This is a genomic window from Mycobacterium sp. NGS69 (genome assembly GCF_059812165.1).
The window spans coordinates 327,833-341,734 of the sequence record NZ_JCALCD010000004.1; the positions used below are offsets into that span (position 1 = coordinate 327,833).

Consider the following 13,902-nt stretch of genomic DNA (forward strand, 5'->3'; position numbering starts at 1 on the left):
CTCTCCAATTGTCGCCACCCCCACTGGCAGCCTAGGCGCCGGAACGCCCGAACAACAGCCGCCAGGTCGGCTCACCCAGACGCCGGGTGACTCCCATTCGCAACGACCCCCCGGGCGGTGAGGTGATCGATCAGCGGGATGGCGCCCGCGGCAAGATGTTCCGACATCGCCGCCCGCGCGAGCTCTTGGTCACGCTTGCTCAGCGCGGACAGGATCCGGCGATGGTCCTTGATCGACTGCTGCGGCCACCCCTCGATGGCCGGGAACACCGATTCCGGTGCGTAGCGGGTGATCTGCGACATCAGCTGGGCGAGCTTCGGCGAGTCCGCGGCGACGTTGATGGCGCGGTGAAACTCGTGGTTCAGTCGCACGGTCCGCTCGGTGTCGTCACCGGCATAGGCCTCTTCGAGCTCGGCCTGGATCTGCTTGAGCTCGCGGACCTGCTCGTCGGTGATGTTGAGCGCGGCCCGCGCGGCCAGCTCCCCTCCGACGTAGCCCTGCACGTTGGCGACGTCGGCGACGTCCCGCCCGGTCACCGGCAGCACCACGAAGCCGCGGCGGGGCTGTTGGTCGATCAACCCCTCGGCCCGCAGCGCGAAGAGCGCCTCCCGCACCGGCGTCACGCTGATCCCCAGTTCCGCAGCCAATTGGTCCAGGCGCACATACGACCCGGCCGCGTAGGTGCCGTCGAAGATCCTTCCGCGGACGAAGCGCGCGACATCGTCGGAAAGTTGCGGCCGCGCAGCGAAATCCGGGGTGGTCATCGCGTCACACCCGATACTCGGCGAGCAGCCGCTTGCTGATGATGGACTTCTGGATTTCGCTGGTGCCCTCGCCGATGAGCAGGAACGGGGCGTCGCGCATCAGCCGCTCGATCTCGTATTCCTTGGAGTAGCCGTAGCCGCCGTGAATCCGGAAGCTCTGCTGGGTCACTTCCGAACAGAATTCGCTGGCAAGGTATTTGGCCATGCCGGCGGCGACGTCGTTCCGCTCACCGGAATCCTTCAGCCGCGCAGCGTTGACCATCATCAGGTGCGCCGCTTCGACTTTGGTCGCCATTTCGGCCAGCTGAAACGCGATGGCCTGGTGTTCGGCGATCGGCTTACCGAAGGTCTGCCGCTGCTGGGCGTAGCGCACCGCGAGTTCGAAGGCCCGGATGCCGACGCCGCACGCGCGCGCCGACACGTTGACCCGGCCGACCTCGATGCCGTCCATCATCTGGAAGAAGCCCTGCCCGGGGGTGCCGCCGAGGATGTCGTCGGCGCTGGCCCGGTACCCGTCGAAGATCAGCTCCGTCGTGTCGATGCCCTTGTAGCCCAGCTTGTCGATCTTGCCGGGAATGACCAGGCCCGGCACGATCTCGCCGAATCCCGTTGGCTTTTCGACGAGGAACGCGGTGAGGTTGCGATGCGGCTTGTCCGCGCCTTGGTCGGTGCGAACCAGCACCGCAACCAGGGTCGAACTGCCGCCGTTGGTCAGCCACATCTTCTGGCCGCTGATGGTGTAGCCGCCGTCGGCGTCGCGCTGGGCGCGGGTGCGGATCGCGGCAACGTCCGAGCCCAGCTCCGGCTCCGACATCGAAAACGCGCCGCGCGACTCGCCGGTCGCCATGCGGGGCAGGAACCGCTGCTTCTGGTCGTCGGTGCCGTGCTGGCGCAGCATGTAGGCCACGATGAAGTGCGTGTTGAGCACCCCGGACACGCTCATCCAGCCACGCGCCAGCTCCTCGACGCACAGCGCGTAGGTCAAAAGCGACTCCCCCAGCCCGCCGTATTCCTCGGGAATCATCAGCCCGAACAGGCCCATCTCCCGCATCTGATCGACGATGGCCTGCGGATAGGCGTCGTCGTGCTCGAGTTGCGGTGCGTTGGGAATGACTTCCTTCTCGACGAATTGTCGCACCGTGGCGACGATTTCGGTCTGGAACTCGGTCAGGCCCAGGGTTTGGGCGAGTTTTGTCATGCGCTGTCCGTCCCTATGGTCTTGGCGCTCGTCAGGCGCGCGATGTCCGCGGTCGTCAACCCCAGGCGCTCGGTGAGCACCTCGGCGGTGTCCTGACCTAGCGCGGGGGCCGGCGCGCTCGCGGCATGCGTGCCGTCGAAGGCGGCCGGCATTCCGGGGGCGAGATAATCCCCGACGCCCGGTTGGTGCAGCCGGGAAAACAGCGGGTTGGCGGTCACCATGGGGTCGGCGGCGGCCTCGGCGAAGGTGCGGTACCGCTCGAACAGCACCGTGGTGGCCGACAGCGCGGCGGTGACCTCGTCGGCCGTGTGATCGGCGAACCACGTGGCGAACAGCCCGGACAGGGCGTCGCGGTAGCGATAGCGGTCGCCCTCCGCGCCGAAGTCCACGCCCAGCGCCTCCTCGAGCGCCGACACCGCGGCACCCGTGCCGGTCGCCTCGACGAGGTCGCGAAAGTGCCGGCGTGTCAAGAGGACAACCATGAAACGGGCCCCGTCGCGGCTGGCGAAGTCCTGCCCGTACTGGCCGTAGATGGCATTGCCGAGCCGTTGGCGCTGCGTCCCGTTGACCTGTGGTTCGGTCAGCAACCCGAGGTTGCCGGCCGTCGCCAGCGCGACATCCTCCAGCGCCAGGCTGACGCGCGCGCCCACCCCGCTCTGCTCGCGGCGCCGGACGGCGGTGACGACGGCCAGCGCGGCGTACAGGCCGCAGCACACGTCCCAGGCCGGCAGCACGTGGTTGATCGGACCGGCGTGCTCGGCCGGTCCGGTGACGAGCGGGAACCCGATGCCCGCGTTGACGGTGTAATCCACCCCGGTGGACCCGTCGCCGCGGCCGAGCAGCTGGACGTGGATGACGTCGGAACGCTTAGCTGCCAGCACGTCGTGGCTGAGCCAGGACAGCCCGGCGGCGTTGGTGACGACCACGCCGTCGCCCTCGACGATCAGCCGCTGGACCAGCTCCTGGCCCTCGGCCGAGCGCAGATCGATGGTGGCCGAACGCTTTCCCTTGTTCAGGCCGGTCCAGTAGATCGACGTGCCGTCGGCGGCCAGCGGCCAGCGCTGGACGTCGGAGGCGCCGCCGATCGGGTCGACGCGGATCACCTGCGCGCCAAGCTGACCCAGCGTCATCCCGCACAGCGGTGCGGCGACGAAACTGGACACCTCCACGACGGTTAGGCCACTCAGCGGAGCGTTCACGACGGGGCGACCCGCTCGAAGACCGCGGCCAGCCCCTGGCCCCCGCCGATGCACATGGTCTCCAGCCCGTAGCGCGCCTGGCGACGGCGCAGTTCGCGCGCCAGGGTCGCCAGCATCCGGCCGCCGGTCGCGCCGACGGGATGACCCAGCGAGATTCCCGACCCGTGCACGTTGGTCCGGTCGTGGTCGGCGGCGCCGAAATTCCATTCGCGAATGACCGCAAGCGCCTGCGCGGCAAAGGCCTCGTTGAGCTCGATGACGTCGATGTCGGACAGCCGCAGGCCCGCCTTGGCGAGGGCGACTTCGGTGGCCGGCACCGGGCCGATGCCCATGACGTTGGGCGCGACCCCCGCCGACCCCCACGACACCAGGCGGACCAACGGCGTCAGGCCGCACGCGGCCGCCTTCTCGGGCGTGGTCACCACGCACATCGACGCGGCGTCGTTCTGCCCGCTGGAGTTGCCGGCCGTCACCGTCGCCTCCGGATCCTCGCCCAGCAGAACGGGTTTGAGCTTGCTCAGCGATTCCACCGAGGTGTCGGCGCGCGGATGCTCGTCGGTGTCGATCAATTCCTCGCCGTGCCGCGTGCGGACCGGGACGGGAATGATCTCCTCGGCGAGAATGCCGTCCTTCTGCGCGGCCACCGCGCGCTGGTGCGACCGCACCGCGAGCTCGTCCTGCTCCCAGCGCGGAATGTCGTACTGGCGGCGCAAGTTCTCGGCGGTCTCCAGCATCCCGCCCGGCACCGGGTAGTGCTTACCACCGGCGGTGCTGCGTCCCCGCGCAAGCGCGTCATGCACCCGGATTCCCCCGCGGGCGCCGCCCCAGCGCATGTCGGTCGAGTAGAAGGCGACGTTGCTCATGCTTTCACACCCGCCGGCGATGACGAGATCGTGATCGCCGTTGCCGACCTGCAGGCACGCCTGGATCACCGCCTGCAGGCCCGAACCGCAGCGCCGGTCGACCTGCATCCCCGGAACCGTCACCGGCAGGCCGGAATCCAGCGCCACCACCCGCCCGATCGCCGGCGCCTCGCTGCTCGGGTAGCAGTGGCCCAGGATGACGTCCTGCACCGCCTCGGGCGCGATTCCCGTCCGCTCGAGTAGCCCCTTGAGGGCGGTCACGCCCAGGTCGACGGCGGTCAGCGACTTGAACATTCCGCCGTAGCGGCCGATGGGCGTGCGCACGGGTTCACAAATGACGGTCTGGCGCATGTTCGTTGCTCCGCTCAGATGTGCCGGCCGCCCGTGACTTCCATCACGGTGCCGGTCATGTACGAGGACAGATCGGAAGCCAGGAACAGGGCGACGGTCGCGACCTCGCTCGGCTCGCCGGCACGGCCCATCGGGATCTCGGCCACCTTCTCGTCCCAAATGCGTTGCGGCATGGCCTCCGTCATGGCCGAGCGAATCAGGCCGGGAGCGATCGCGTTGACCCGCACCCCGAGGTAGGCAAGCTCTTTGGCCGCGGCCTTGGTCATCCCGACGATGCCGGCCTTGGCCGCCGAGTAGTTGGTCTGGCCGACCATGCCGACCTTGCCCGACACCGACGACATGTTCACGATCGCGCCGCGCTTGTTTTCGCGCATGATCGCCGCCGCCAGCCGGATGCCGTTCCACGTTCCCTTCAGGTGCACGTCGATGACCTGATCGAACTGCTCTTCGGTCATCTTGCGCATCGTCGCGTCGCGGGTGATGCCGGCGTTGTTGACCATGACGTCCAGGCCCCCGAAGCGCTCGACGGCGGTCTGGATCAGGGTTTCGACCTCGGCCGCCTGCGTCACGTCGCAGCGGACCGCCAGCGCCACCTCGTCGCCGCCCAGTTTGTCGGCCGCGGCCTGGGTCGCCTCGAGGTTGACGTCCCCGAGCACGACCCGCGCCCCCTCGGCGACGAATCTCTCCGCTATCGCGAAGCCCAAACCTTGCGCACCACCGGTGACGACTGCAGTCCGACCGTCCAGCAACGACACGTGAATCCCGCCTTCCTCGCTTTGCTCCCGCCATGGGGTACCCGTCGGTCGAATATCATATTTCATATAGGATCGCGCTCGGCGCCGGGTGCGCCGCGGCCAAGCGACAAAACTTCCGAAGAGGAGCGCCCGCCTATGACGACTGCCGAAGTTCAGGAAGTGCCCGACGAGGACTTCCGGGAGATCCTCGCCCAGACCCGGCACTTCGTCCGCAGCGCCGTCGTCCCGCGCGAGCAGGAAATCCTGACCGACGACCGGGTGCCGGACGATCTGCGCGACCAGGCCAAGAAGATGGGCCTGTTCGGGTATGCGATCCCCCAGCGGTGGGGCGGCCTGGGCCTGAACCTCATCCAAGACGTCGAGCTGGCAATGGAATTGGGCTACACCTCGCTCGCGGTGCGCTCGATGTTCGGCACCAACAACGGCATCGCGGGACAGGTGCTCGTCGGCTTCGGCACCGACGAACAGAAGCGCCGCTGGCTGGAGTCGATGGCTTCGGGCGACGTCGTCGCCTCGTTCGCGCTGACCGAGCCCGGCGCGGGCTCGAACCCGGCCGGCCTGCGGACCAAGGCCGTTCGCGACGGTGACGAGTGGGTGATCTCCGGCGAGAAGCGCTTCATCACCAACGCGCCCGTCGCCAACCTGTTCGTGGTGTTCGCGCGCACCCGACCGGCCGACGACCGGGGCCCCGGGATCGCAGTCTTCCTCGTCCCCGCGGACGCCGCGGGCGTCCAGGTGGGCGCCAAGGACGCGAAGATGGGCCAGGAGGGCGCCTGGACCGCCGACGTGAGCTTCGGCGACGTCCGCGTCGGTGGCGACGCGTTGATCGGGGGCAGCGAGGACATCGGCTACCGGGCCGCGATGACGTCGTTGGCGCGCGGCCGCGTCCACATCGCCGCCCTGGCGGTGGGCGCCGCGCAACGCGCCCTCGACGAATCGGTGGCGTATGCCGCCACGGCGACGCAGGGCGGGGCGCCGATCGGGAGCTTTCAGCTGGTGCAGGCGATGCTCGCCGACCAGCAGACCGGGGTGCTGGCCGGGCGCGCGGTGGTCCGCGAGGCCGCGCGGCTGTGGGTCAGCAACGAAGACCGCCGGATCGCGCCGTCGGCGGCCAAGCTGTTCTGCACCGAAATGGCCGGAAAGGTAGCCGATCTCGCGGTGCAGGTGCATGGCGGCAGCGGCTATATGCACGGCGTTCCCGTGGAGCGCATCTACCGCGACGTGCGCCTGCTGCGGCTCTACGAGGGCACCAGCGAGATCCAGCGCCTGATCATCGGTTCGAACCTCGTCAAGGCGGCGCAGCGATGAGCGGCAGGTTGGCGGGGCGGGTTGCCCTCATCACCGGGGCGGCGCGCGGCCAGGGCCGCGCCCACGCCGTTCGCATGGCCCGGGAGGGTGCCGACATCATCGCCGTCGACATCGCCGGCAAGCTCCCGCCCTGCGTCCCCTACGATCCCGCCACTCCCGAGGACCTCGCCGAGACCGTCCGCCTGGTCGAACAGACGGACCGTCGAATCTTGGCCACCGCCACGGATGTTCGCGACTTCGCCGAACTTCGCCGGGTGGTCGAGGACGGTGTCGGCGCCCTCGGGCGCCTCGACATCATCGTCGCCAACGCCGGCATCTCGGCCCCGCAGGCCTGGAACGACATCACCCCCGACTCGTTCCGTGACGTCATGGAGATCAACGTCACCGGCACCTGGAACACCGTGATGGCGGGCGCCGACAAGATCATCGATGGGGGCCGTGGCGGCTCGATCATCCTGATCAGTTCGGCGGCCGGCATGAAGTTGCAGCCGTTCATGGTGCACTACACCACCAGCAAGCACGCGGTCGCCGGGATGGCGCGCGCGTTCGCCGCCGAGTTGGGCAAGCATTCGATCCGGGTCAACAGCGTGCACCCGGGTCCGGTGAACACCCCGATGGGATCCGGCGACATGATCGCGGCGATGGCCAAGGCAATGGAGACCAACCCGCAGCTGACCAACATGCTCACGCCGTTCCTGCCCACCTGGGCCGCCGAGCCGGAAGACGTCGCCGACGCCGTCTGCTGGCTGGCCAGCGACGAATCGCGCAACATCACCGCCGCGCAGATCCCGGTCGACCAGGGTTCGACGCAATACTGATCGACCCTCGCGGGAATAGCCGGTACGGATCGGCGTTGCTAGGCGGCATGAAAGCCTTCAGCGAAACCGAACGTCAGGAGTTCCTCGCCGATACGCACGTTGGCGTCCTATCGGTCGCCGCCGACGGCCGGCCGCCGGCCAGCGTCCCGATCTGGTACGACTACACGCCCGGTGGCGACATTCGGATCATGACGGGCGCGTCGAGCCGCAAGGCGCGGCTCATCGAGCGCGCGGGCGCGGTGACGCTCGTGGTCCAGCGGGAGGAGTTGCCGTACCAGTACGTCGTGGTGGAGGGCACCGTCGTCGACACCACCAAGCCCGCCCCGGCCGACGCGCAGGAAGCCATCGCCATCCGGTACCTCGGCGAGGAGGGCGCGCGCGCATTCCTCCGCAGCATGGAGGGCGTCGAGGAGGTGCTGTACACCATCCGCCCGGACCGGTGGCTGTCCGCCGACTTCACCGGCGACCTCTAACCGAGCAACTCCAACGTCCCCAGCTCGCGGATCGCCCGGCAGCCGCGGGTCAGCATGGCGAGCACCATGTCGTCGCCGCGCTCGGTGGCGGCGGCGAACGCGAACCCCAGCGCCGAGATCAGCGGCGCCTGCAGCACGCCGAGCCGGTAATCGCGCCAGCACGTTTCGCGGTCGTACCCGGTGACCCCGCAGCTCGTCAGCGCCCAGTGATAGTCGGCGACGAGGTCTTCCTCGACGCGCGCCCGCAGTTGCGAATCCAGGCTGGTCGCGGTGAAGTAGGCCAGGTCCCTGGCGGGCAGGCCCACGCCGAGTGTCTGCCAGTCGACCACGCTGACCCGCGTCCGGTCGGGATCGAACAGCATGTTGTCCAGCCGAAAATCCCCATGCAGCAACGCGAACCGGTCGTACTCGGACAGCAGCCACGGCGCCACCAAACCCATTGCCGCACTGAAGGTATCCCGGTCCTCGGCGCTCATGCGACCGCCGAGCTTCTCGAGGGTGATGTCGGCGCTCATCTTCGCCACCTCGCCCATGCCGTTGGCACCGGCCTCGTCCGGCCGCCCGAACGCGATACCGTCGAAATCCAGCCAGGCCGGGTCGCACCAGGTGGGCGCGTGCAGGCCGGCCAGGGCGGTAACCGCAAGGCGCGCTTCGGCTTCGCCGCAGCCGGCGAGCTGGTCGCCCTGCACCGCCGGCGCCTGATCGGCGAGCAGCAGGGCAAAATCCATTGCGTCCTCGGTGATCTCGCAGTAGAAGCACTCCGGAGTCGGCACCTGCACCCGATCGGCCACCGACGAGTAGAACGCGCACTCGCTGCGATATCCGATGACGACGCGGTCGCGCACGGTGTCGTCCTGGGCCGGCAGCTTGATCACGAAGGTCTGCGGCAGGTCACCGGGATCCGTCGCATAGCCGGCCGTCACCCGGTACGTAGCGCCGGTCTGGCCGGTGCCGATGGCGACGACGTCGACACCGGACACCTCCACGGGCGGGCGGCGTTCGCTGAGTGCGGCCGACAACCATTCGGCGGTCACGTCGCCGGGGTACCGCGGAATCGACACCACAGCACTCATGGGCAGGCCTCCAGCGCTCCGACGGTCAATTGACCGATCAACTGTAAGGCATACGGCAAGAGCCGCGGTCACCCGCTGTGATCGACGGCGATGTGCCATTCCGCGGCCTCGCGCTGCTGCCGCCAGAATTCCTCGAAACGTCCGCCCGCGGACAGCAGTTCGTCGACGCTGCCGTCCTCGACTATTCGGCCGTCGTCCACGAACAGGACGCGGTCGGCGTGTCGGATGCTCGCCAGCCGGTGCGCGACGATGACCCGGGTGCGCGCGTGCCGGTCGGCGCTCAGCGCGTCCACCACCGCGGCCTCGTTTTCAGTGTCCAGGGCGCTGGTCGCCTCGTCGACCAGCAGCACCGGCGCGTCCTTGAGCAGGGCTCGCGCGATGCTGACGCGTTGGCGTTCGCCGCCGGAGAGCGCCGACCCGGCCTCGCCGACGACGGTGTCGGCGCCGTCGGGCAGCCGGCCGGTGAGTTCGTCGACCCGGGCCAGCGCGACGGCGCGCGCGAACTGGTCGTCACCGGCGGCTGGGTTTCCGGCGAGGACGTTTTCGCGGATCGTGCCGTGGAACAGATACGGGTGTTGGAACACGACGCTGCTGGCCGCGCGCCGGGCCTCGGCGTCCAGGGTCGCCGCGTCCACGCCGTCGATGAGCACACGGCCCCCGGTCGGCGCGTGCAGGCCGGCGATCAGCGCCAGGATCGTGCTCTTGCCCGAGCCGGACGGGCCGACGATCGCCGTCGTGCTGCCCGGCCGCAACGAGAAGCTCAGGCCGTCGAGCGCCGGCGCGCTCGATCCGTCGTAGCCGAAGGTGACGGCGTCGAACTCGATTCGCGGGGCCGCGGTCGGGCCGGGCAGTGTGGCGGCCCCGGCTTCCATGGCCGGCGCGGTGAGCACGGACCGGATGCGGTCCAGCGTGGCGCGGGTGCTCTCGAGCGCCGGGGCCAGCTCGCTGATGGTGGTGACCGGCTCGAGGTAGCGGGCGATCACCACGATCAGCGCGATGGCCTCCGGCACGCTGAGGGTCCCGCCGACCGCCAGCGCCGTCGTCGTGCCGGCCAGCAGGATGAGGGCCGCCTGGCTGGCCAGGCTGAACAGCAGCTGACCCGGAACCTGCATGGACAGCAGCCGCATCGTCGCCCCGCGTTGTGCGGCCAGCGCGTCGCCGACCAGGCTGCGGGCCGGCTCGGCGCGCCGCGCGGCCCGCAACGCCTGCTGGGTGCGGGCGAACTCGATGATCCGTTCGGTGAGCGCGGTGTTGGCCGCGGCGGCCGCGGTGTCGGCGCGGCGCGCCAGCCGCGCGGAGCCCCACAGCGCCCCGAGCAGCAACGGCACGCCGCCCAACGCGGCCAGGCCCAGCTGCCAGGAAACCGGCAGCAGCGCCAGCGCGATCGCCGCCGGCAGCAGGATCGCAGTGACGAGCGGCGTCAGCAGGTTGACCACCAGGCCCACAAGTTCTGGTCCCGTCGCCGCGATGGCCTGCCGCGCCGTCGCGGTGTTCTCGGCGGTGAACCACTCCAGCCGGACGTCCGGAAGCCGGTCGGCCAGGTCGTGCTGGCTGTGGTCGAGCACGGCGAAGCCGAGGTCCAGGCCGACGCGCGCGGTCGCGGTGTCGATCACCCAACCGGTCACGGTCGCGGCGGTCAGCCAGCCCAGCCAGACCAGGGCGCGGTGCGGTTCGCTGCCGAACAGCGCGCCCACCAGCGGGACCAGCAGCACCGTCGCCGCCGCCCGCACCAGCACGGAGATGAGGGCGAGCGCGGTGTAGTAAAACACGTTGGCGCGGCGTTCTTTTGGAACCAGCCCGATCCAGGTGCGAATCATCGCGTCGCCTCCCCCGCCGCCGCCGGCACCGCTTCGCCGTGGCCCGTGTCCCACAGCCGGCGGTAGCGTCCGTCCGCGGCGAGCAATTCGTCGTGCGTGCCGCGTTCGGCGATGCGGCCCTCGTCGAGCACGACGATCTGGTCCGCCCGGGTGATGGTGTGCAGGCGGTGGGCGATCACCAGCACCGTCCGTTCCCTGGTGAGCCGGTTGAGCGCTTGTTGCACAAGGTATTCCGATTCCGGGTCCGCGAAAGCCGTGGCCTCGTCGAGGATCAGCACCGGGGTGTCGGCGAGGATGGCGCGCGCGATGGTGAGCCGTTGGCGTTCCCCGCCCGACAGGCCGCTGCCCGCGCCCAGCACGGTGTCGTAGCCCTGCGGCAAGCGCACGATGCGGTCGTGGATTTGGGCCTCGCGTGCCGCCGCCTCGATCTGCGCAGCGGTGGCGTCGGGCACGGCCAGCGCGATGTTCTGCGCCACGGTGCCGTGCACGAGCTGGGTTTCCTGCAGGACGAAGCCGACGCGCGTGTAGAGTTCGTCGGCGGTCAGCGACCGAATATCTTGTCCGCCAACGCGTATCGCGCCCTGCTCGACGTCGTGGAATCGGGCCAGCAGCGCGGCCAGCGTCGACTTCCCCGAGCCCGACGGGCCGACGAGCGCGGTGACGGTGCCGGGGCGCAGCGTCAGCGACACGTCCCGGATAACCGGAACGCCGGGCCGATACCCGAAGCCGACGCGATCGAACACCACGGTCGCCGGCGAATCGCCCGGGGGCGCTTCCTGCTCTCGCACGCCGAGTTCGGGTTCGTCGAGGGTGTTCTGCAGGCGCCGGGCGGCCAGCATCCCGGCGCGGATGCCACCGAGGCCGTAGGCGATGCCGAGCAGGCGGGCGCCGAACGTGGTGCCCAGCAACAAGAACGGCAGCAGGTCGACCGGATCCATCCGGCCGCCCGCGATGAGCAGGGTGCCGGTCGCCGCGATGAGCCACAGGAACGTCGAGGGACGAGTGGCCAGATCCATCAGCGCCTTCTTGCCGGCGAGCGGACGCTGCCAGGCCACCAGGAACCCGACGTACTCGTCGAGGCGACGCCGGAAGCTGGAGGCCGCGGCGCCGCCGAAGACGCGAATCACCGGCTGCCCTTCGAGATACGCGCCGGCCTCCCCGCTCATGCGCTCCGCCCAGCGCTGCGATTGGGGGATGCGGGGGCCGGACTGGATCGTGATCGAGGACGTCAGCACCAGATAGACCAGGACGGGCACGAACAGGACCAGCGCCACGCGCCAGTCGACGGCAAAGAGATAGATCAGCACCGCCACCGGCGCGACGACGGCGGCGACCGCGTCCGGGATGGCGTGGGTGACCAGATAGTGCAGCGCCAGCGTGTCGTCCTGCACCAGCTGCTTGATGGACCCCGATCCGCGGGCCGTGAACCAGCCCAGCGGCAGCCGGGACAACTTGGTCAACAGCCGTGAGCGCAAGTCACTGGCGAAACGTGCGTCGAGGACGTGCAGCCACAGCGTGAGTGCGGCGCCGAGCACGGTGCCCAGCCCCAGCAACGAAACGGCCGCGATGCCCAGCGTCCACAGCCGCTGCTCCCCGGCGCCGGATACCAGCAGCCGAGCCAACTCGACCAGGAGCACGAACGGCGCCAGCTGCACCAGCGTGATCACCGCCTGCAGCACGCCGGAGACGATCAGCGCCGAGCGCAGCGGCGCGAGCAACCGGCCCGCGCCCTGGGCGCGCCAGCTTCCGCGCGGCGCAGGCTTGGGCGCTGGTATCGACGATTCGGGTTCTGGCGCAACGGTTTCCGGTTCGTCGCCGCGGCTGGTGCCCATCGCCCGCCCGGCGCTCCAGTAGGCCTGAGCGTGAATCTCGGACTTGGGAAAGCCGAACTCGTCGCGCAGCCGCGTTCGGACGTGCTTGAGCGTCGTCGCCTCGGGCGTGGCCCACGCGTACCAGTTGGACCAGTCCCGGGCCTCGATCGCGGCGGCGAGCGACCTCTCGTCGCGCCGCGCCACCCAATGCACCCGCAGCCGGGGGTGTTTCGCGAGCGGGATCAGGGTGTCGTTGTCGTCGTGCTGCTCGAGGTACGCCTCGATCGGAACGTCGGCGGGGACGGTCCCCACGATGCCGTTGATCCCGGGGATCGATGCGGAGTCCCCGATCAGCAGGTAGCCGGCCGGTTGCTCGGCGGGTGCGTCGAAACGCGACGAGCCCATCAGCGACATGACGGCGATCGTCGCGCCGGGTTGCACGGTTCGCGCCCACAACGACGCCGGTCCCGCCGGCTCGTGCAGGACCACGTCGACGGCGAAGCCGCCGGCGGCGACGTCCGCCTCCGAGATCGTGTACGCGCGCTGGAACTCGGTGCTCGATCCGTCGGGGTCGGGGAACCAGAACCGCAGCCACGCCGCGGGTTCGGCCTCCACGTCCTCGAACAGCGTCGGCGACTGCATCCGGACCCGCACGAAATGCGGTGCGATGCGGACGGTTTCGACGACCGTCGCGGTGTGGTCGCGGGCACCGAAACCGCGCAGCATCACCCCCTGAAACCCGCGGGCCATCAGCGGTCCCCTCCCCCGGCACTCAGCTGCGCGACGACCTCGCTGATCGGGCGCCCGGGCGGAATCGCCGCAACCAGGCCCCGAATCGACGCCGCCAGCAGCAGCCGCAACAACTCCGAATTCGACACCTGCGGCAGCCCGGCGTGGGCGGCGCCCAGCCGCGCGTCGTCGGCCAATCGGGCGGCGGCGGCGTCGCGCTCGTCGGAGAAACCCGTGGCCTCGGTTGCGCTGGCGTTGTTCTCTTCCCGGGCGGCCAGGCTGATGGCCAGCGTGGCGACCGCGCTGCTCAACACCATGGCGGCGTCGGCCGCGTAGCCGCGCCGGCCCAGCGCCTCCACCTCGGTGGCCAACAACCGCGCGCCGGCGTCGCCGCGCGGAAACAGCACCTGAAGGTAGGACGCGAGCCCCGGGTGCTCGGCGGTGAACTCGCGGAGCTGCAGGCCGAACGACAGCAAGTGCGATTCGGTGTCGGCCGTCGGGTCCTCGCGCAGCTCGAGTTCGGTCAGCAGGCTCTCGCCGATCAGGCGCTCGAGCTCCCACCGGCTTTCCACGTGCCGGTACAGCGCGGTCGCCGAGACGCCGAGGCGCGCGGCGACGGCGTTGATGCTGAGCCGCTGCATGCCGAGTTGGCGCCCCACACGGACGACGTCGTCGACCGCGATCAGCGGCGGTCGCCCGCCCTGTCGAGACGCAACGGACTGCATCGGCACCCTCCGGGTAGG

General features: G+C 70.0%; 12 protein-coding genes. 3 read left to right on the forward strand and 9 right to left on the reverse strand.

From position 1 onward, the window contains the following. Window positions 1–71: 71 nt before the first annotated feature. Genes AC5Y2S_RS14305 through fabG form a run of 5 tightly spaced genes read right to left on the reverse strand, consistent with a single transcriptional unit; the run spans window position 72 to window position 5,196 of the window. Window positions 72–764, reverse strand: a complete 693-nt coding sequence (locus AC5Y2S_RS14305) for a GntR family transcriptional regulator (protein WP_499956760.1) — start codon at window positions 762–764, stop codon at window positions 72–74. 4 nt (window positions 765–768) lie between these two features. Next, window positions 769–1,962, reverse strand: coding sequence for an acyl-CoA dehydrogenase family protein (locus tag AC5Y2S_RS14310; RefSeq protein ID WP_499956761.1), 1,194 nt, complete (start codon window positions 1,960–1,962; stop codon window positions 769–771). After that, on the reverse strand, window positions 1,959–3,161 hold the full coding sequence (locus AC5Y2S_RS14315) for a CoA transferase (RefSeq protein ID WP_499956762.1): 1,203 nt from the start codon (window positions 3,159–3,161) through the stop codon (window positions 1,959–1,961). Before AC5Y2S_RS14315 ends, AC5Y2S_RS14310 begins: the two co-directional genes overlap by 4 nt. Next, window positions 3,158–4,375, reverse strand: a complete 1,218-nt coding sequence (locus AC5Y2S_RS14320; protein WP_499956763.1) for an acetyl-CoA C-acetyltransferase — start codon at window positions 4,373–4,375, stop codon at window positions 3,158–3,160. Before AC5Y2S_RS14320 ends, AC5Y2S_RS14315 begins: the two co-directional genes overlap by 4 nt. A 14-nt stretch (window positions 4,376–4,389) precedes the next feature. Next, a complete protein-coding gene (gene fabG / locus AC5Y2S_RS14325) occupies window positions 4,390–5,196 on the reverse strand; it encodes a 3-oxoacyl-ACP reductase FabG (protein WP_499956764.1) in 807 nt (268 codons plus the stop codon). Between the two features lie 69 nt (window positions 5,197–5,265). On the opposite strand from fabG, the gene AC5Y2S_RS14330 reads away from it, so the two are divergent. Genes AC5Y2S_RS14330 through AC5Y2S_RS14340 form a run of 3 tightly spaced genes read left to right on the forward strand, consistent with a single transcriptional unit; the run spans window position 5,266 to window position 7,729 of the window. Next, entirely contained in the window at window positions 5,266–6,438 is a 1,173-nt protein-coding gene (locus AC5Y2S_RS14330) for an acyl-CoA dehydrogenase family protein (RefSeq protein WP_499956766.1), read from the forward strand. Next, window positions 6,435–7,256: a mycofactocin-coupled SDR family oxidoreductase gene (locus tag AC5Y2S_RS14335; protein WP_499956767.1), complete on the forward strand. Its 822-nt coding sequence runs from the start codon at window positions 6,435–6,437 to the stop codon at window positions 7,254–7,256. The genes AC5Y2S_RS14330 and AC5Y2S_RS14335 overlap by 4 nt, the downstream gene beginning before the upstream one ends. A gap of 47 nt (window positions 7,257–7,303) precedes the next feature. After that, on the forward strand, window positions 7,304–7,729 hold the full coding sequence (locus AC5Y2S_RS14340) for a pyridoxamine 5'-phosphate oxidase family protein (RefSeq protein ID WP_499904400.1): 426 nt from the start codon (window positions 7,304–7,306) through the stop codon (window positions 7,727–7,729). On the opposite strand, the gene AC5Y2S_RS14345 is transcribed toward AC5Y2S_RS14340, so the two are convergent. From AC5Y2S_RS14345 to AC5Y2S_RS14360, 4 genes are all read right to left on the reverse strand, one after another. After that, window positions 7,726–8,802 carry a phosphotransferase family protein gene (locus tag AC5Y2S_RS14345; RefSeq protein WP_499956768.1) on the reverse strand — a complete coding sequence of 359 codons (1,077 nt, stop codon included), beginning with the start codon at window positions 8,800–8,802 and terminating at the stop codon, window positions 7,726–7,728. The two genes, AC5Y2S_RS14340 and AC5Y2S_RS14345, sit on opposite strands and share 4 nt — an antisense overlap. A gap of 68 nt (window positions 8,803–8,870) precedes the next feature. Then, entirely contained in the window at window positions 8,871–10,619 is a 1,749-nt protein-coding gene (locus AC5Y2S_RS14350) for an ABC transporter ATP-binding protein (protein WP_499956770.1), read from the reverse strand. Next, window positions 10,616–13,180 carry an ABC transporter ATP-binding protein/permease gene (locus AC5Y2S_RS14355; RefSeq protein WP_499956771.1) on the reverse strand — a complete coding sequence of 855 codons (2,565 nt, stop codon included), beginning with the start codon at window positions 13,178–13,180 and terminating at the stop codon, window positions 10,616–10,618. The genes AC5Y2S_RS14350 and AC5Y2S_RS14355 overlap by 4 nt, the downstream gene beginning before the upstream one ends. Then, the gene (locus tag AC5Y2S_RS14360) at window positions 13,180–13,884 is read right to left on the reverse strand and encodes a TetR/AcrR family transcriptional regulator (protein ID WP_499956773.1); all 705 of its coding nucleotides are present in this window, start codon (window positions 13,882–13,884) and stop codon (window positions 13,180–13,182) included. The genes AC5Y2S_RS14355 and AC5Y2S_RS14360 overlap by 1 nt, the downstream gene beginning before the upstream one ends. Window positions 13,885–13,902 lie beyond the last annotated feature (18 nt).

Coding starts and splice junctions, on each gene's coding strand:
- AC5Y2S_RS14305 (WP_499956760.1), bottom strand. CDS start 764: ATGACCACCCCGGATTTCGCTGCGCGGCCGCAACTTTCCGACGATGTC.
- AC5Y2S_RS14320 (WP_499956763.1), bottom strand. CDS start 4,375: ATGCGCCAGACCGTCATTTGTGAACCCGTGCGCACGCCCATCGGCCGC.
- fabG (WP_499956764.1), bottom strand. CDS start 5,196: ATGAAATATGATATTCGACCGACGGGTACCCCATGGCGGGAGCAAAGC.
- AC5Y2S_RS14350 (WP_499956770.1), bottom strand. CDS start 10,619: ATGATTCGCACCTGGATCGGGCTGGTTCCAAAAGAACGCCGCGCCAAC.
- AC5Y2S_RS14310 (WP_499956761.1), bottom strand. CDS start 1,962: ATGACAAAACTCGCCCAAACCCTGGGCCTGACCGAGTTCCAGACCGAA.
- AC5Y2S_RS14340 (WP_499904400.1), top strand. CDS start 7,304: ATGAAAGCCTTCAGCGAAACCGAACGTCAGGAGTTCCTCGCCGATACG.
- AC5Y2S_RS14360 (WP_499956773.1), bottom strand. CDS start 13,884: ATGCAGTCCGTTGCGTCTCGACAGGGCGGGCGACCGCCGCTGATCGCG.
- AC5Y2S_RS14335 (WP_499956767.1), top strand. CDS start 6,435: ATGAGCGGCAGGTTGGCGGGGCGGGTTGCCCTCATCACCGGGGCGGCG.
- AC5Y2S_RS14345 (WP_499956768.1), bottom strand. CDS start 8,802: ATGAGTGCTGTGGTGTCGATTCCGCGGTACCCCGGCGACGTGACCGCC.
- AC5Y2S_RS14330 (WP_499956766.1), top strand. CDS start 5,266: ATGACGACTGCCGAAGTTCAGGAAGTGCCCGACGAGGACTTCCGGGAG.
- AC5Y2S_RS14355 (WP_499956771.1), bottom strand. CDS start 13,180: ATGGCCCGCGGGTTTCAGGGGGTGATGCTGCGCGGTTTCGGTGCCCGC.